This is a genomic window from Terrihalobacillus insolitus (assembly GCF_028416575.1).
In the GTDB taxonomy this organism is placed as follows: Bacteria; Bacillota; Bacilli; order Bacillales; family Amphibacillaceae; genus Terrihalobacillus; species Terrihalobacillus insolitus.
This window is the reverse complement of the sequence record NZ_JAMQKB010000034.1, coordinates 1-18046: the sequence shown is the minus strand read 5'-3', so window position 1 is coordinate 18046 and position 18046 is coordinate 1. Positions and strand designations below refer to the sequence as shown.

The following is an 18046-nucleotide window of genomic DNA, read 5'->3' as shown; positions in this document are numbered from 1 at the left end:
TTATAATGTTAATAATTGTAATCCAATTAGGGTGGGCTTAGTTCAGTATTGCCTTTTTTAAGTAACAACGCCTTCAAAGCAGCAAGGTTTATTAATATTTACCTTGACATAATACCGCTGCTCTATATTATTTATCTGTTGACGTTAGTATAGCTTTATGTTAAATTCAAAATCAATCCAAAAACACTTTAGTACGGTAGAGTGGTAAAGCGTTTTGTGTATACAAGAATAAAGAAAATAGGAAGTGAAGTCAAGATGTTCTTACCAGCAGGTAGTCAGGATGAAGTAGGAAATAAGTTAAATAATCAGGCTCGGGTTTATGAAATATTTCGAAACGTAACAAAGAAAAGAAATTATCAACCAATTGCAACTCCAGTTGTGGAATATGCAACCACATTTACGAACGCTTATGCAGGAATGCAACTGAATAACATGCTAAAATGGTTTAATGGAGATGGAGAAATTGAAGTGCTTCGGCCAGATTGGACGACAGCAGTTGCAAGAGCGCTAATGAAACAGAGTTCTACCCAACAAAAATGGACCTACCAAGGTTCGGTTTTTGTTAGAGATAAACCAGGAATGGAAAGCAGACAAGCAGGTATTGAGGTGATCCATGCTTCAACATTTTATGGGGAAAGTGAATGTTTATTAACGGCAAGAGCATTTCTTGAGGAATTAAACATTGAAGACTATTTAATTGAACTTGGTCATACTGGGATTTTTGATGAACTTACAGCACATTTGCAGCTTTCAGATAAGCAATTAGATTCATTGCGACAAGCGATGCATGATAAAAGAAAAGATGAAGTATTCCAGCTTGCCTCTCTTCATGGAGATACAGAAACGGCTGAGGCATTGACTGGGCTCGTGGAAGCGTATGGATCCTTTGATGTGATCGATGCATATGAAAAACGATGGAAGTCAAATGAACGATTGCTTTCGATTATTCAACACATTAAAAAACTGGCCAACCTTTTAAAAGAAACCGGCGTAAACGATGTTATTGTAGATTTGGGAAGAGTGAAGAATCTACCCTACTATTGTGGAACGATGTTTAGAGGATTTCTGAAACAGAACGGTGCAACATGTTTTTCGGGTGGGCGTTACGACAAACTTTATGAGCAGTTCGATAAAGGTATTTCGGCAGTTGGCTTGGCATTTGACGTTGATTTTTTATCCGAACAAATCGCAAATGAACCGAATCAAGAAAAGGTGTGTATCCTCGCAACAGACGAGTCACTCGCATATGCTGAGAGGTTACGCAAGGATTACAAAGATTCAATCGTTGACGTTCGATATAGCGTTGAATCAGATCATTCGTACGATGTACTTGTAAAAGTAGTACGAAAAAACAACGAAGAGTGGGATGTGGTGGTACAATGAAGCCTGTTATAGCTTTGACGAAGGGTAGATTGGAAAAACAGTTTTTGGAATTCTTTCGATCATTGGGATACAACGATCAAGCATTAATAGACAAAGGAAGAAAGTTGCGCGTAGACACAGATGATTTTCAATTTGTTTTTGCTAAAGGCCCAGATGTTGCCACATATGTTGAACACGGTATTGCCGACTTAGGGATTGTTGGTGAAGATATTTTACTTGAGTTCCAACCAGATGTTTTCGATCTCTTGCCACTCCCTTTTGGAAAATGCAGGGTGGCTTTGGCAACAGAAGAAGGTACACAGTGGCCTGCTCGGAAAAGAAGAATTGCGAGTAAATATCCAAATATAACAAAGGAATATTTCCGAAAAAAAGGCGAGTCTGTAGACATCTTCAAGTTAGAAGGTTCCGTGGAATTAGCTCCGATACTTGGCTTAGCAGATGCAATCGTAGATATTGTAGAAACTGGAACAACACTTGAGGAAAACGGACTTGTAATAAAAGAAGAAATTCATCAAATAAGTGCTAGGTGTATTGCGAATAGATCTTCGTTAAAAATAAAGCGTGCATTATTAAACCCAGTGATCCAATCGTTCCAAAAAGGGGAGACGGTTTCATGATTCCATTTTATACACCAGAACGATTTACGTCAGCATTTTTGAATAGAAAAAAAAAGAATAGTCAAAGAGAGCAAGAGGTGCTTGTAACGGCTAAAAGGATACTGGATGATATTAGAGAAAATGGTGACGAAGCATTAAAAAAATATGTTCAACAATTTGATGGGACAGTCCCATCAAATTGGGAGGTCACGAAAGAAGAACGCAAACAGGCATGGGATGATGTGGATCCCAAAACGATTGCCGCTCTGCAAAAGGCTGCAGATAATATACGTCAATTTCACCAAAAGCAATTACCAACCTCACGAACAATGGAATTATCCGATCAGATTCAATCAGGTCAACTCTATCGACCAATTGAGCGGGTAGGCATTTATGTTCCAGGTGGTACGGCTAGTTATCCTTCTACGGTATTAATGAATGCAATTCCTGCTGTGTTGGCTGGGGTTCAAGATGTCATCATGGTTAGCCCGGCCCGTAATGGACAGCCTATCAAGTCCGTTCTTTTAGTGGCAGCAGATATTGCAGGTGTACAAACGATATATAAACTTGGTGGTGTTCAAGCAATCGCTGCTCTTGCTTATGGAACAGAAACGATTGAGCCGGTCGACAAAATAGTTGGACCAGGGAATGCCTATGTTGCAGCAGCTAAATCGCTTGTATTCGGGGAAGTAGGCATTGATATGATTGCTGGACCTTCTGAAGTAGCGATCATTGCGGATGAAACGGCAGATCCTATATTTGTTGCGGCTGATCTAATCGCACAGGCAGAGCATGATAAAAACGCACGCGCTTTTTTGTTTACAAATTCCCCGTTTCTTGCTGAAGCAACAAAAGCTGAATTAGCAAAACAGTGTGCTACATTGCCAAGAGAAAGTATTGCTACCGCTGCATTGGAACAACATGGCGCTACCGTACAAGTGAACAGCATCGATCAAGCATTTGAACTCGTTAACAAACTAGCACCAGAACATTTAGAAATTCAACTGCAAGACCCAATGACCTACTTAGGAAAAGTGAGAAATGCTGGATCCGTATTTTTAGGCTCGTATACCCCAGAAGCGCTAGGAGATTACTATGCAGGGCCAAACCATGTGTTGCCGACGTCAGGGACAGCAAAATTTTCATCTGGATTATCCGTTGACGATTTTTTAACAAAAACGACCTATTTGTATTATGGAAAATCTGCCTTAGTCGAGGCAGCACCACACGTAACTAGGATTGCTGAGGAAGAAGAACTGAGCGGGCATGCACGTGCTGTTCAAAAAAGGATAGATAAAAGAGAATAACGTCACGTAAATGGAGTGAACCGATATGCGACAGGCTAGTAAACAAAGGAAAACAAATGAAACAACCATAGAAGTAAGCTGCAATCTGGATGATAGCACAGAAGTGAATATCAAAACAGGTGTTGGTTTTTTTGATCATATGCTTGAGTTATTTGCGCGGCACGGAAGAATTGGACTAACGGTTCGTGCACAGGGTGATTTGCATATTGATAGTCACCATACTGTTGAAGACGTCGGGATCGTATTAGGTCAAGTTTTAAAAGAAGCGCTCGGCAACAAACAACAAATCAACAGATATGGTCATGCATATGTACCGATGGATGAAACACTCGGTTTTGTGGCGATTGATATTAGTGGCAGACCGTATTTAGTCTTTAACGAAACGTTTTCGAATCAACAACTTGGAAACTTTGATACGGAATTAGTGAAGGAGTTTTTGCAGGCGTTCGCATTTCAATCAGGTATTACACTGCACGCAAAAATTATCCATGGAGAAAATACGCATCACAAGATTGAAGCGATCTTTAAGGCACTCGGTCGTTCACTAGCGGATGCGGTTTCGATCAATCCGGCGATTAAAGGTGTAAATTCAACAAAGGGGTTAATTGAATGATTGCCATTGTCGACTACGGGATGGGTAACGTCGCTAGTGTATCTACTGCTTTTCAACGTCTAGGCTATGATGTGATTTTAACGGATCAACAGGAAGAACTTAAGAAAGCAAGTCATATCGTGTTGCCAGGTGTAGGATCATTTCAAGCAGCGGTCGATGAAATAACGGATCGAGGATTACGAGATATATTAATAGAACTTGCAACAGAAAAACCTTTTCTAGGTATATGTTTAGGTATGCAACTGCTCTTTTCTACAGGGTATGAAGGTGGGGAAACGACCGGATTAAATTTGATCCCAGGCAAAGTAAAAAAAATGAACACCGATTTTTTACTTCCACATATTGGTTGGAATGCACTGAATATTAACCATGCATTTCCTTCCTATCAACGATTTCAAGGGGATCATGTGTACTTTGTTCATTCCTATGCTGTTGAAACGGACCTTCGTTATGTAGTTGCAACAACAGATTATGATAAAGATGTAACTGCAATTGTGAAAAAAGGGAATGTGACCGGGATTCAATTCCACCCTGAGAAGAGTGGAGACATTGGAATGGACATATTAAAAACATTTTTACAGGAGGATTCCCATGATAATTATTCCAGCAATTGACTTGATCAATGGCAAATGTGTGCGCCTCTATCAAGGGGACTTTAATCAATCGAGTCAGGTAGGCAGTGACCCTCTTTCGCAATTACAGGAATTCATTCGTGATGGTGCAAAGCTTGTTCACATCGTTGACTTAGAAGGGGCTAGACAAGGAAAATCCACGCAGTTCGATCTGATTCGTCAATTGTGCCAAGCCTCAAGTGTTCCGATTCAAATTGGTGGAGGTATTCGAACAGTCGAGACCATTAAACAATATGTTGATGCTGGCGCAAGTAGAATTGTATTGGGGACAGGCGCACTGGAAGATGCAACCTTTTTAAAGAAGGCTCTCACTCTTTATCCAGATCATATTGTGATTGGAATTGATGCCAAAAACGGTAAGGTTGCAACAAGAGGATGGGAAACGGTCTCTGAAATAGACTATTTAGATTTCGCAAAGCAAATGGAAAGTTATGGCGTCCAACGAATTGTATTTACGGATATATCAAAAGACGGAACAATGACAGGTCCAAATGTTGATGCATTGGAAACATTGCTTCATACTGTTACGTGTACAATCGTTGCATCAGGTGGAATTAAAGACATGGGGGATATCAACAAATTAAAGGAAATTGGGATACAAGAGGCGATCGTTGGAAAAGCAATTTATGAAGGAAAGGTTACATTAGAGGAGGAATAAAAAGTGATCGTAAAACGGATTATTCCTTGCCTCGATGTCAAGGAAGGGAAAGTAGTGAAAGGGACCAACTTTGTTTCGTTGCGGGAACTTGGTGACCCAGTAGAGATGGCTGCCAACTATTCAAAAGAAGGTGCGGACGAATTAATTTTCTTAGATATTTCGGCAACAAATGAAGGTCGGAATACGATGGTTGATATTGTTAAAAATACTGCTAGAAACGTATTTGTTCCGTTTACCGTTGGGGGTGGAGTCCGTACGATTGATGACGTGACACAGCTATTAAAAGCAGGTGCAGATAAGGTTGGGATGAACTCAGCAGCAGTGGCAAATCCAAATTTAATAAAAGAAGCATCCCTTCGCTTTGGATCTCAATGTGTTGTCGTGGCTATTGACGCAAAAAAATTTCCAGATGGAAAATGGCATGTCATGACACATGGAGGCAGTAAAGACACAGGCATGGATGCAATTGAATGGGCGAAAACGGCAGAGGAGCTAGGTGCCGGAGAGCTATTGTTAACAAGTGTCGACACAGATGGCGTTAAAGATGGATTTGATTTACCATTAACAAAAGCGATTGTAGAAACAGTGCGCATTCCCGTGATCGCCTCAGGTGGAAGTGGTAGTCCAGATCATTTTGCAGAAGTGTTTGCTGAAACGGATGTATCCGCCGCACTAGCTGCTTCTATCTTCCATGAAAATACGTACTCGATCAAAGAAGTGAAAGAGACATGCGCAAAAAAAGGAGTGGATGTTCGTGAAATTGGACTTTTCTAAAGGCCTACTTCCAGCCATTGTCGTTGACGATCGTTCTGGTGATGTGTTAATGCTCGCCTATATGAACGAAGAATCCTATCAAAAAACAGTAGAAACAAAAGAAACATGGTTTTATTCCCGTTCTCGTGAGGAATTATGGCACAAAGGTGCAACCTCTGGAAATGTTCAATACGTTCAATCGATTGAGGTCGATTGTGATCAAGACACATTGTTAATTCGGGTACAACCACAAGGTCCTGCATGCCATACAGGTGAAAGAACATGTTTTTTCCAAAAAGTTGAATTAGATGGACAGCGGAAGGAACAGGAGCAAACCAACCACCAGGAACAGAATCATGCCACAACAATTTTCGACGGCGTTATGGAAGAAATTCAAGAAAGAAAGAAAGTAAAGGTTGAAAATTCATATACAAACTATTTACTAGATAAAGGTATCGATAAAATTGGAAAAAAAGTGATTGAAGAAGCTGGGGAAGTTGTGATTGCAGCTAAAAACGAAAATAAAGAGGAAATAGTAAGCGAAATAAGCGATTTAATCTATCACACCTTTGTTCTAATGGCAGAACAAAATGTATCTCTAGCTGATATAGAAACAGAGCTAAGCAAGCGATTCTTAAAAAAAGGAAATAACAAGGGCGAGCGTCAACCAATTAAAGAGTGGTGACGCTCTTTTTTTGTACTGGTAAAATCATAAATGAATCAAATCGATCATAAAATAGTTGTCGTAAAAGTCGATCATTTTTCAAGGAAAAATGAATAAAAATGTAATATATCCTACCTAAACAGTGTGATATAAATTATAATGTATAAAAATACATGAATTACTAGCAGGGAATACTCGAATTTTGTCACATTTTGTACGAAATGATTTACAATTAGTACTGTTCATGTTTTAGTTTTATTGGGGGAGGAATGTTTGTGTCATTAGAAGAAAATAACATTGATTTTATTCAAATGGTTGAAAATTCATTAAGTGCTATCCTCGTTATGCATAACAAAGAAGTCATTTATGCTAACCCAATTAGTTACGAGCTTCTTGGTTATGAACCGAATGAAATATTGGTTTTGGATCGGTTTCTACACCCTGATTATCACTCTTTTTGTAGAAAAAGGCTAGACCATATTTATACATATCGAAAGCCGGTTAAACTAATGGAACAAAAGATGGTCAAGAAAGACGGAGCGATTATCGATGTTGAGGTGAAAGCATCTCCATATATTTTTAATGGAAAAGTATTGGCTCAGGTTCACTTTCAAGATATTACATCCCGCAAATTATATGAACAAAAGTTAAAGAATAGCGAAGAAAAATACCGGATCATTAGTAAAAATGTAACGGATGTTATCAGTGAACAATCGACAAAAGGGGAATGGCTCTATTTATCTCCTTCCTCTAAGGAAATACTAGGATACGATCCAGATGAGCTCCTTGGAAAATCGCCCTTTGAATTTATTCATCCAGATGACAAAAGACAAGCTAAGGACACTTTTTGTTCGATCGTCCAATCACAAACAACAAAGACGATTCGATTTCGCTTTATGAAAAAAAGTGGTGATTATATTTGGTTAGAATCTAGGGGTAAAGTTTTATGTAGACGGGATTGTAAGACGGTTATTACAGATTCTCGTGATGTATCAGAACAGATGGAAGCAGAAAAAAGGCTTCGGCAATCTGAAAAACTTGCTATAATTGGGGAACTAAGCGCAGGGGTAGTCCATGAAATTAGAAATCCTTTAACATCCATTAAAGGATTCTTACAACTCATGCAGGCTGGTACAATCAATACGACAGATTATATTCAAATTTTAACCACTGAAGTAGAGAGAATTGAGCAAATTTCGAATGATCTGCTTGCATTTGCAAAACCGAGCGATGAATTAAAGCCACAAAATTTAGTGCAGATTATGCATGATGTCATTTTTTTAATGCGGGGACAGGCTGAGCGAAAACACGTTGACATCGATTGGACGCCAAGTTCAGATTCCACACTAACTATTCTAGGTGATGCATCACAGTTAAAGCAGGTGCTGATCAATATTGTGAAAAATGGTATTGAAGCTTCTAAAGATGGTGGTAAACTAAAAATTACTGCTTCCAAAACGAATGGTCATGCAGTCATTGAAATCACGGATAATGGGGAAGGCATTCCAGCAGACAAGCTCGCGAAAATTGGACAGTCTTTTTTTACAACAAAGGAAAAAGGTACTGGCTTAGGCTTAATGGTTTCTTATAAAATTGTAAAAAATCATCATGGTAAAATTACGATTGATAGTAAAGAGGGAGAAGGCACAACTTTTCGGCTACACTTCCCGTTATTTTTGAAAAAAGTAAAAGAGGTATGAATGGATCCCCTAAATGTTTAACCCAAAAAGACGGATTTATATTATTATAGCTATTTTTATGAATAATTTGAAAAGGAAAAAAAGAAGAAAGTCGACTCATCGGCTTTCTTTTTTCGCTTAGATTTTCGACCAAGATTGCGTCCTCATAGCTTGGATGAGGACGGGTTGTTTAGAAATGCGCTTCTGCTTCTTAACGCCAGTATTCTTTTATAAATTCGTCTCTTCCTGACTTTTTTCGGTCTTCATTATATTCCCTAGGATTTTTCTTATGATAATTTTGATGGTTTGCTTCTGCAGGATAAAACCGTCCAGCAGGCAAAATCTCTGTTACGATAGGTTTTTGAAACTTTTTACTATTTTCTATATTTATTTTCGACTGGATCGCCTCTTGTTTCTGCTTCTCCGTATGAAAAAAGATAGCTGTTCGATACTGGTCACCACGATCATGAAATTGCCCTCCGTCATCCGTTGGGTCGATTTGAGGCCAATATAACTCTAGTAATTTCCGATATGGAATGATGGTTGGATCATATTGGATTTCAACTGCTTCATAATGCCCAGTGCTACCTGTCTTTACTTCTTCATATGACGGATTTTCAACATGCCCTCCTGTATAACCAGAGATAACTTGGTGAATACCCTCCCATTGATCAAATGGTGTGACCATACACCAAAAGCAACCACCAGCAAATGTTGCTTTTTCTATGTTGTTTCCCATTGCTACACCTCATTATTCACATTTTTGAATATCCTCTTTTAAAAGCTGTAGGTGAAAATATAAATTAACTATACCATCTTTAGTGAAAATTCTTCAATACGACTGCACAACTTTATCTTTAGATAGTTTTAGGGTTTTAGACCCCCACCTCTAAGTGAAGTGTAGGTGGGAATTTCCAGACGATTCAGCGCGGAAACGAGTTCGCTCCATGTTGAATTTTTGAACAAATTGGTATAGCATAAAGTTAATCGTTTCAAAATCAATAGAAAGATAGGAAGTTGAAGATGGACAATAATTCAAATAAAATCATGCTCATAGATGGTATGGCATTATTATTTCGTGGTTTTTTTGCCACGTCATTTACAGGAAATTTTATGTTATCCAATAAAGGTGTTCCAACGAATGCTGTTTTCGGTTTCCTTAAATATTTTATGGATGCCATTCAAACCTTTAAACCGACCCACGTCATTTGTTGCTGGGATATGGGAAGTAAGACTTTTCGCACAGAACTTTTTGAAGGTTATAAAGCAAATCGAGGTGAACCACCACTTGAGCTTGTACCGCAATTTGACTTAATAAAGGAAGTAGTGGCGTCATTTGATGTACCGAACGTAGGCATAGAAGGCTATGAAGCGGATGATTGTATTGGAACACTTTCCCGATTATATGGTGTGGACCATGATGTATTGATCGTCACTGGTGACCAGGACATTCTCCAATTGGTTGATGAAACTGTTTCCGTAGCTATTATGAAAAAAGGACAAGGGAATTACGCTGTTTACCAGCAGGATAACTTCTTTGAGCAAGTGGGGTTGAAACCGCAGCAAATAATTGAGCTAAAGGGGTTAATGGGCGATCCGTCAGATAATTACCCTGGAGTAAAGGGAATCGGTGAAAAAACGGCAATGAAACTTCTAATAGAATATGGGTCAATTGAGTGTATTCTTCAAAATTTAAATGCATTACCTAAAGGGATGAAGAAAAAGATAGAAGAAAATATAGACATGCTTCATTTATCAAAAAAATTAGCCGAAATTTATCGTGAAGTACCTATTTCTTGTTCGTTAGAAAGTGCATTATGGCAAATGGATGGGAACAAAGTTCGAGACAAATTTAAAGAATTAGAATCTAGCGCATTAATGAAATGGATTGAAAAAGTAGGGTAAACCCTACTTTTTTGCTTTTTAGTAAGAATAAAGGAAAGAATGGAGAACAAGACTAAAGATCATACTACGTAATACTGGAGGTGAAAGCAGTATGACAAAGAAAAACAATCGAGATAGAGGCAGAAAGGCACCGAATGTTAATCCTCAAGGGTTAACAGAGGAAGTTGCAAATCAGCGCCCAAAGTCTGAGTTAGAAGACAATGCAAGAAAAAGTAATACAAAGAGATAGGTGATGAAAAAGTTACGGTTCTTTAGCTTTCATTTTCAATAACAAATTCGAACGAATTTGTTATTGAAACTTGTCCAACATAGAGAAAAAGTCTTTCACAAATTGATAAAATACTTTTTCGGAAGGGGCAAGATTTTTGTTTTTTTGTTTAATGATTCCGACGGTTCGCCGTACTTGTGGAATCTCGATCGGAATTTTAGCGGTAAAGCGAGGGACTGTTTCATGAAAAGTGCTTTCTGGCAAAAGTGTCACGCCCATTCCTGCAGAGACTAGTCCCTTAATTGCATCTAAATCCTCGCCTTCTGAAGAAACGTTTGGAACAAATCCTGCTTGTTTACATGCGTCAAAAGCAATCTTTTGCAGGATGAATCCTTCTGGAAACAGGACAAATGGATCACTACGTAAATCACTGAGATGCAAGCGTGTTCGTTCAGACAAATGATGACTGATTGGCAAAAGGGCAGATATATTTTCGGTAAAAAGAATATGCCCTTCGATATCAGGATCAGAAGTAGGGACAGGTCCTAAAAAAGCTAGATCAATTTCCCGCTTTTTGATAGAATCAATTAAAAAACGATACGATCCTTGACGTAGTTGAAAGGCAACATTTGGATGTTGTTCTTTGAAAGAAGAAATAACGGTTGGCAATAAATGATTGGATAAGCTAGTAGGAAATCCGATTTTGATCGATCCGCGCTCTGGATCCAAATATTCATCTATTTGCTTTGTCGCATGATCAATTGCTTTCATTGCTGATTTCGTATGAGTTAAAAAAATTTTTCCGATTGGAGTTAGCTTCACGTTTCTTCCTTCTCGTTCAAAAAGCTTTACCCCTAATTCTTCTTCTAGATTGGCAATTTGTCTACTTATTGCAGATTGGGCAACGTGTAAATAAAGGGCTGCTTCTGATACATGTTCGCGTTCTGCTACTTCCATAAAATACCTCAATTGTCTTAGTTCCATTTTGCATCCACCATCCATTCATATCATAATGCGATCAATGTTATCTAAATTATATATTGTTTGGATTGATTTGAAAACCTACAATAGAATTAACAGTCAAAAAATAAACGTAATTAAAAAAGATCGATCATTCGTATTTTAAATAAATAGGATTCTGAATTTTTAATGATTTTAATGGAATAAGGAATAAGTGAAACGGAGGAATGTTGGATGAGTTATAATCAGATACCGAAAGCGCAAGGCCTCTATCATCCTGAATTTGAACATGATGCATGTGGAATCGGTTTATATGCTCATATTAAAGGATTCGCTACACATGACATCGTTAAAAAAGGGTTAACCATGCTTTGTCAGCTTGATCACCGTGGTGGTCAAGGAAGCGATATTCATACTGGCGATGGTGCAGGACTTATGGTTCAAATCCCAGATCGCTTTTTCCGTAAAGTTTGTTCACATATGAACTTACCAGAAAAAGGACGCTATGGTGTTGGGATGGTATTTTTCTCGAGAGACGATGATGAGCAAACGACCATTGAATCGAAAATAAATGAATTAGTAGAACAAGAAGGGCAATCTGTTTTAGGGTGGAGAACTGTACCTACTAATGTCGAAAAAATCGGAACAGTCGCTCAACAAAGTTGCCCGACAATCCGCCAAGTTTTCATTGGTGCAAATCCTTCCATCACAGAAGATATAGCATTTGAACGCAAATTATACGTCATTAGAAAGCAAGCTGAAAACTGGGGAAAACAAAATGAAAAGTCATTTTACTTTCCAAGTCTTTCTGCCCAAACCATTGTTTACAAGGGACTTCTTACACCTGAACAGGTAGATGGCTTTTATTTAGATCTACAAGATGAGGATTTTGTATCATCCTTTTCACTTGTTCATTCACGCTTTAGTACAAATACTTTTCCAAGCTGGGAAAGGGCACATCCAAACCGTTATTTGATTCATAATGGTGAAATTAATACGCTTAGAGGAAATATGAACTGGATGAGAGCACGCGAACAACAATTTGTTTCTGAAGCTTTTGGAGAGGATCTCAACAAAGTTTTACCGATATTAGATGCAGAGGGAAGCGATTCTTCTGTTTTAGATAATGCTTTGGAGTTTTTTGTTCTGTCAGGACGTAAACCTGCCCACGCTGCGATGATGTTAATCCCTGAACCTTGGACAGAAAACGAATCGATGTCACCAGATAAAAAAGCATTTTATGAATATCACAGTTGTTTAATGGAACCATGGGATGGTCCAACATCCATTACATTTACGGACGGGAAGCAAATTGGTGCTATTTTAGATCGAAATGGACTACGCCCTGCAAGGTATTATGTGACGAAAGACGATTACATCATTTATTCTTCTGAAGTCGGCGTGATCGATGTGGAAGAAGAAAACATTCTTAGAAAAGATCGTCTAAGTCCGGGTAAAATGCTATTAATTGATTTGGAGGAAGGCAGAATCATTGCGGACGAAGAAATTAAATCCGAAATGGCAAACGAAAAACCGTACAAAAAGTGGCTTGAAAAAAATCTAGTTAAGGTAACAAGCAATACAGAATTTTCGAATGATAAAATAAAAGATTTGTTTGCAAAGCAAAAGGCATTCGGATATACGTATGAGGACATTCATAAATACCTTATTCCTATTATTACGGAAGGTAAAGATCCAATAGGGGCAATGGGGAATGATGTTCCATTAGCGGTACTATCCGACCGACCACAATCACTTTTTAATTATTTTAAACAACTTTTCGCTCAAGTTACCAATCCACCTATTGATGCTTATCGTGAACGCATTGTTACGTCAACGATGAGTTTATTAGGACCAGAAGGAAACATTTTACATCCTACTGAAGAAGATTGTCGACGTCTTCAACTGGATTCACCTGTTTTGTCCATTAGTCAAATGAAACAGCTCAAAACAGATTCTTTTAATGGATTTCGTAGTCAAGTAATAGATGCATTATTTGAACATGATCTAGAAGACAGTCTGCAGGCTATGTTTCAAACTGTGGATCAAGCTATTTCGGATGGTGTGAACCTCATTATTCTTTCCGATCGAAATATGGATAATGCACGTATTCCAATGCCTGCATTATTAGCAGTTAGTGGACTACATCAGCATCTCGTACGTCAAGGAAATCGAACAAAGGTTAGTTTAATAGTGGAATCCGGTGAAGTAAGAGAGGTCCACCAATTTGCTACTTTAATAGGGTATGGTGCGAATGCAATCTATCCATATCTTGCATTTGAAACGTATAAACAAGCGATTGAAGATGGCAATTTGGATGTTTCGTTTGATCAGGCTGTTGACGGCTATATCGAAGGCGTAACAGAAGGCGTTGTAAAAGTTATGTCTAAAATGGGAATTTCTACCGTTCAGAGTTACCGTGGAGCGCAAATTTTTGAAGCGATCGGAATCAGTAAATCTGTTATCGATCGTTACTTTACAGGAACAGCATCACAGATCGATGGAATAGGTTTGGAAACAATTGCAAAAGAAGCACGTTTACGCCATAAAGTAGCCTATCAGCCATCGGTTGAAAAAACCCTTGATTCAGGTAGTGATTTTCAGTGGAGAAAAACAGGGGAGCATCATGCTTTTAATCCTAAAACAATTCACACGCTTCAATGGGCGTGCCGAAGAGGGGATTATCAACTTTTTAAAGAATATTCAAAGGCAGCAAATGAAGAACGTCTCGGGTTTTTACGTAACTTATTTGAGTTTAAAACGAGTCAATCCTCTATTCCGATCGATGAAGTCGAATCAGTCAATTCTATTGTTCGCAGATTTAAAACGGGTGCGATGTCATTCGGCTCGTTAAGTCAGGAAGCACATGAATCACTTGCAATTGCGATGAATCGCATCGGAGGAAAGAGTAATAGCGGTGAAGGTGGAGAGGATCCGAGACGATTTACTGTCGATGATAATGGAGATTTTCGTAGAAGTGCGATTAAACAAATAGCTTCAGGCCGATTTGGTGTGAACAGTCATTATTTAGTGAATGCAGATGAATTGCAAATTAAAATGGCGCAAGGTGCAAAGCCGGGTGAAGGTGGCCAATTACCAGGGAAAAAGGTTTACCCTTGGGTAGCAGATGTGCGTGGTTCAACTACTGGTGTAGGACTAATTTCACCACCACCCCACCATGATATTTATTCAATCGAGGATTTAGCCCAGTTAATTCATGATTTAAAAAACGCGAACAGAGCATCTAGAATTAGTGTAAAGTTGGTTGCTAAAGCAGGGGTAGGCACAATTGCTGCTGGCGTTGCTAAGGGTGGAGCAGAAGTGATCTCTGTCGTCGGATATGACGGAGGGACTGGTGCCTCACCAAAAACTAGTATTAAACATACTGGTCTTCCATGGGAACTCGGATTAGCAGAGGCACATCAGACCCTTATGTTAAATGGACTAAGGGAACGGGTCGTACTTGAAACAGATGGTAAGCTGATGACAGGTAAAGATGTTGTGATGGCTGCAATATTAGGCGCAGAGGAATATGGTTTTGCTACAGCACCACTTGTTGTACTTGGTTGCATAATGATGCGCGTATGTCACATGGATACTTGTCCGGTTGGAGTTGCAACTCAAAATCCAGAACTTAGGAAGAAATTCACAGGTGATCCAGATCACATCGTTAATCTGATGCATTTTATTGCTGAAGAGGTTCGTGAAATCATGGCTGAGCTTGGTTTTAGAACGGTTGAAGAAATGGTTGGACGTACAGATGTGCTAAGCGTTAGCGACCGTGCAAAAAATCATTGGAAGGCAAAAGCACTTGATTTAACAACCTTATTGCATCAACCAACTGGGGTTCGTACGTTTCAAACACCTCAAAATCATAAGCTCGATGCATCGCTAGATCTACAAAAAATCCTACCTAATGTACAACAGGCACTCGAATCTCAGCAAAAGGTAGAAATGGATCTTGCTATTCGGAACACCAATCGTGTCGTAGGAACGATTGTGGGAAGCGAAATTTCTAGAAACTACGGGGCAGTTGGTTTGCCTGATGATACGATTTCACTACGCTTTAGAGGCTCTGCAGGACAAAGCTTTGGTGCATTTGTTCCTAGGGGCATGACTCTTTATTTAAGCGGGGACGCCAATGATTATGTAGGAAAGGGGCTATCAGGAGGAAAGATTATCGTTTCTTCTCCTAAAGAAGGGTCTTACAAAAAAAGTGATAATGTCATTGCAGGTAATGTTGCATTATATGGAGCTACATCTGGTGAGGCATATATAAATGGTATGGCCGGTGAGCGTTTCGCCGTTCGAAACAGTGGTGCAAGTGTTGTGGTTGAAGGAATTGGTGATCATGGTTGTGAATACATGACAGGTGGTCGCGTTGTTAATCTAGGAAGTGTCGGTAAAAACTTTGCAGCAGGGATGTCAGGCGGAATTGCCTATGTTTTTGCGGATGATCAACAGGAATTTGAAGATTTGTGTAATATGGAAATGGTAGAACTTGAAACCCTTTCGAACGAGGAAGAAGCAAATGAAGTGAAAACAATGATTCAAAACCATTACTTGTATACGGCAAGTAGTAAGGCTGGATCCATTTTAAATGAATGGGAAATAAGCAAACAACGGTTTATAAAGGTCATTCCGAAAGATTTCAAACAAATGTTAGCTCGAATCGAAGCAGAAAGAAAAGATGGCTTTTCCGATGAAGAAGCGGCTATACGTGCTTTTCAAGCGAAAAAAGAAAACAAACCACTTCCATCTAACACGGAAGAAAAAATATTAGTTCAATAGAAAGGAGAGAGGGCGATGGGGAAAATCACTGGATTTATGGAATATCATCGCGAAGAGGCAAAGGAACAGGATCCGAAGTCTCGTGTGCGTAATTGGAAGGAATATGCGGCTCCTTTCTCCGATGAAGTTTTAAGTCGCCAAGGTGCAAGGTGCATGGATTGTGGTACTCCTTTTTGCCATATGGGTGTAGAAATTAATGGTGCGTCATCTGGGTGCCCAATATACAACTTGATTCCCGAATGGAACGATTTAGTCTATCGCGGAAAATGGAAGGAAGCTCTCGAGCGATTAATGAAAACAAATAATTTTCCAGAATTTACTGGTCGTGCATGCCCAGCACCATGTGAGGGCTCATGTACACTTGCCATTTCTGATCCAGCTGTTGCGATCAAAAATATTGAGCGCGCTATTATTGACAAGGGATTCGAAAATGGTTGGATTACACCGAGAATTCCAGAAAATAGAACAGGTAAGAAAATAGCTATAGTAGGTTCTGGACCAGCTGGACTTGCTAGTGCAGATCAATTAAATCAGGCCGGTCATACGGTTACCGTTTACGAAAGATCTGACAGGGCAGGCGGTTTACTCACTTATGGTATCCCAAATATGAAGCTGGAAAAAGATGTTGTCGCTAGAAGAATTCGACTTTTGGAAAAAGAGGGAATTGACTTTGTCACAAATACGGATGTAGGAAAGGATATTACTGCAGCAGAGTTAAATGCCCAATTTGATGCAGTGATCCTTTGTACGGGCGCGCAAAAGCATCGTGATTTAACAATTCCTGGACGTGAGGCAAAAGGGGTTCATTTTGCGATGGATTACTTAACAAAGTCAACAAAAAGTCTACTTGATTCAAACTTCAAAGATGGTGACTACATCAATGCAAATGGAAAGGATGTTATCGTTATTGGTGGTGGTGATACAGGAGCAGACTGTATCGCGACAGCGCTACGTCATAACTGTAATAGTGTCATTCAGTTCGGTAAACATCCACAGCTACCATTGGCTAGAACGAGTAATAACATGTGGCCAGAATATCCACACGTCTTTTCTCTTGAATATGCGCATAAAGAGGCTAAAGCTACGTTTGGTGAAGATCCACGCCAATATTCCATTCAAACGAAAAAGTTTGTTGCTGATGACAATGGTCAGCTAAAAGAGCTTCACACGATTGAAATGGAAAAAGTTAGAGATGAAAATGGCATGTTTGTATATAAAGAGGTTCCAGGAACGGAAAAAGTTTGGCCAGCTCAACTCGTTTTAATTGCTATTGGTTTTGAAGGAACAGAGCATCCTGTATTAGATGCGTTCCAGATCGAAACGGCAAACAACAAAATAAAGGCTGATTACGGCCGATTTGCAACAAATGCAGAAGGTGTATTTGCTGCTGGTGATGCACGCAGGGGCCAAAGTCTTATCGTGTGGGCCATCAATGAAGGTAGGGAAGTTGCTAGAGAGGTGGATGCATACCTAATGGGCGCTTCCGCATTACCGTCATATCTGCATGCATAACAACAACAGCAATATCTTGCTGGAAATTTGGCAAATAAGGACCCCTCAGTCCGCAAAACACGCTAAAACGACGAATTATAGCCGAATAAGGGCCTCTCTCAGTCCGCCAAAAATTCTAGGCGGACTCAGAGGCCCTTATTTTCAGAAAAAAGCATGATTTCTATAGTTAAGCGGACTCACAGGCCGCTATTTGCTCTAAAAGGTCTAAAAACGGCAGGTATTTTGGCAAATAACGGCCTCTCAGTCCGCAAAACACGCGAAAACCACGAATTATAGACGAATAAGGGCCTGTGAGTCCGCGAAAAACTCTAAGCGGTCTCAGAGGCCCTTATTTTCAGAAAAAAGCATGATTTCTATAGTTAAGCGGACTCACAGGCCGCTATTT

General features: G+C 39.3%; 15 protein-coding genes. 13 read left to right on the top strand and 2 right to left on the bottom strand.

Annotated features, from left to right (window positions below):
* Window positions 1-255: 255 nt before the first annotated feature.
* From NC797_RS17105 to NC797_RS17065, 9 genes are all read left to right on the top strand, one after another.
* Complete coding sequence (locus tag NC797_RS17105; protein ID WP_272438037.1) at window positions 256-1383, top strand: ATP phosphoribosyltransferase regulatory subunit; 1128 nt, start codon at window positions 256-258, stop codon at window positions 1381-1383.
* Window positions 1380-2000, top strand: coding sequence for an ATP phosphoribosyltransferase (hisG, locus tag NC797_RS17100; protein WP_272438036.1), 621 nt, complete (start codon window positions 1380-1382; stop codon window positions 1998-2000). Before NC797_RS17105 ends, hisG begins: the two co-directional genes overlap by 4 nt.
* A complete protein-coding gene (gene hisD, locus NC797_RS17095; RefSeq protein WP_272438035.1) occupies window positions 1997-3286 on the top strand; it encodes a histidinol dehydrogenase in 1290 nt (429 codons plus the stop codon). Before hisG ends, hisD begins: the two co-directional genes overlap by 4 nt.
* A gap of 25 nt (window positions 3287-3311) precedes the next feature.
* Entirely contained in the window at window positions 3312-3899 is a 588-nt protein-coding gene (gene hisB, locus NC797_RS17090) for an imidazoleglycerol-phosphate dehydratase HisB (RefSeq protein WP_272438034.1), read from the top strand.
* Window positions 3896-4513: an imidazole glycerol phosphate synthase subunit HisH gene (gene hisH / locus NC797_RS17085; RefSeq protein WP_272438033.1), complete on the top strand. Its 618-nt coding sequence runs from the start codon at window positions 3896-3898 to the stop codon at window positions 4511-4513. The genes hisB and hisH overlap by 4 nt, the downstream gene beginning before the upstream one ends.
* Window positions 4491-5189, top strand: coding sequence for a 1-(5-phosphoribosyl)-5-[(5-phosphoribosylamino)methylideneamino]imidazole-4-carboxamide isomerase (gene hisA / locus NC797_RS17080; RefSeq protein ID WP_272438032.1), 699 nt, complete (start codon window positions 4491-4493; stop codon window positions 5187-5189). Before hisH ends, hisA begins: the two co-directional genes overlap by 23 nt.
* A gap of 3 nt (window positions 5190-5192) precedes the next feature.
* Window positions 5193-5963 carry an imidazole glycerol phosphate synthase subunit HisF gene (gene hisF, locus NC797_RS17075; RefSeq protein ID WP_272438031.1) on the top strand — a complete coding sequence of 257 codons (771 nt, stop codon included), beginning with the start codon at window positions 5193-5195 and terminating at the stop codon, window positions 5961-5963.
* Window positions 5938-6627, top strand: a complete 690-nt coding sequence (gene hisIE / locus NC797_RS17070; protein WP_272438030.1) for a bifunctional phosphoribosyl-AMP cyclohydrolase/phosphoribosyl-ATP diphosphatase HisIE — start codon at window positions 5938-5940, stop codon at window positions 6625-6627. Before hisF ends, hisIE begins: the two co-directional genes overlap by 26 nt.
* A 254-nt stretch (window positions 6628-6881) precedes the next feature.
* On the top strand, window positions 6882-8306 hold the full coding sequence (locus NC797_RS17065; protein ID WP_272438029.1) for a PAS domain S-box protein: 1425 nt from the start codon (window positions 6882-6884) through the stop codon (window positions 8304-8306).
* Between the two features lie 190 nt (window positions 8307-8496).
* Here the strand turns inward: NC797_RS17065 and msrA are convergent, their stop codons facing one another.
* Window positions 8497-9012: a peptide-methionine (S)-S-oxide reductase MsrA gene (gene msrA / locus NC797_RS17060; protein ID WP_272438038.1), complete on the bottom strand. Its 516-nt coding sequence runs from the start codon at window positions 9010-9012 to the stop codon at window positions 8497-8499.
* Window positions 9013-9308: 296 nt separating this feature from the next.
* Here msrA and NC797_RS17055 point away from each other — a divergent pair, with 296 nt between their 5' ends.
* Window positions 9309-10190, top strand: a complete 882-nt coding sequence (locus NC797_RS17055; protein ID WP_272438028.1) for a 5'-3' exonuclease — start codon at window positions 9309-9311, stop codon at window positions 10188-10190.
* Window positions 10191-10281: 91 nt separating this feature from the next.
* Window positions 10282-10419, top strand: a complete 138-nt coding sequence (locus NC797_RS17050) for a hypothetical protein (RefSeq protein ID WP_272438027.1) — start codon at window positions 10282-10284, stop codon at window positions 10417-10419.
* A gap of 60 nt (window positions 10420-10479) precedes the next feature.
* On the opposite strand, the gene NC797_RS17045 is transcribed toward NC797_RS17050, so the two are convergent.
* The gene (locus NC797_RS17045) at window positions 10480-11382 is read right to left on the bottom strand and encodes a LysR family transcriptional regulator (protein ID WP_272438026.1); all 903 of its coding nucleotides are present in this window, start codon (window positions 11380-11382) and stop codon (window positions 10480-10482) included.
* 210 nt (window positions 11383-11592) lie between these two features.
* On the opposite strand from NC797_RS17045, the gene gltB reads away from it, so the two are divergent.
* Both gltB and gltD read left to right on the top strand, forming a co-directional pair.
* Window positions 11593-16149, top strand: coding sequence for a glutamate synthase large subunit (gene gltB, locus NC797_RS17040; protein ID WP_272438025.1), 4557 nt, complete (start codon window positions 11593-11595; stop codon window positions 16147-16149).
* Between the two features lie 15 nt (window positions 16150-16164).
* Window positions 16165-17661, top strand: a complete 1497-nt coding sequence (gene gltD, locus NC797_RS17035; RefSeq protein ID WP_272438024.1) for a glutamate synthase small subunit — start codon at window positions 16165-16167, stop codon at window positions 17659-17661.
* Window positions 17662-18046: the final 385 nt, after the last annotated feature.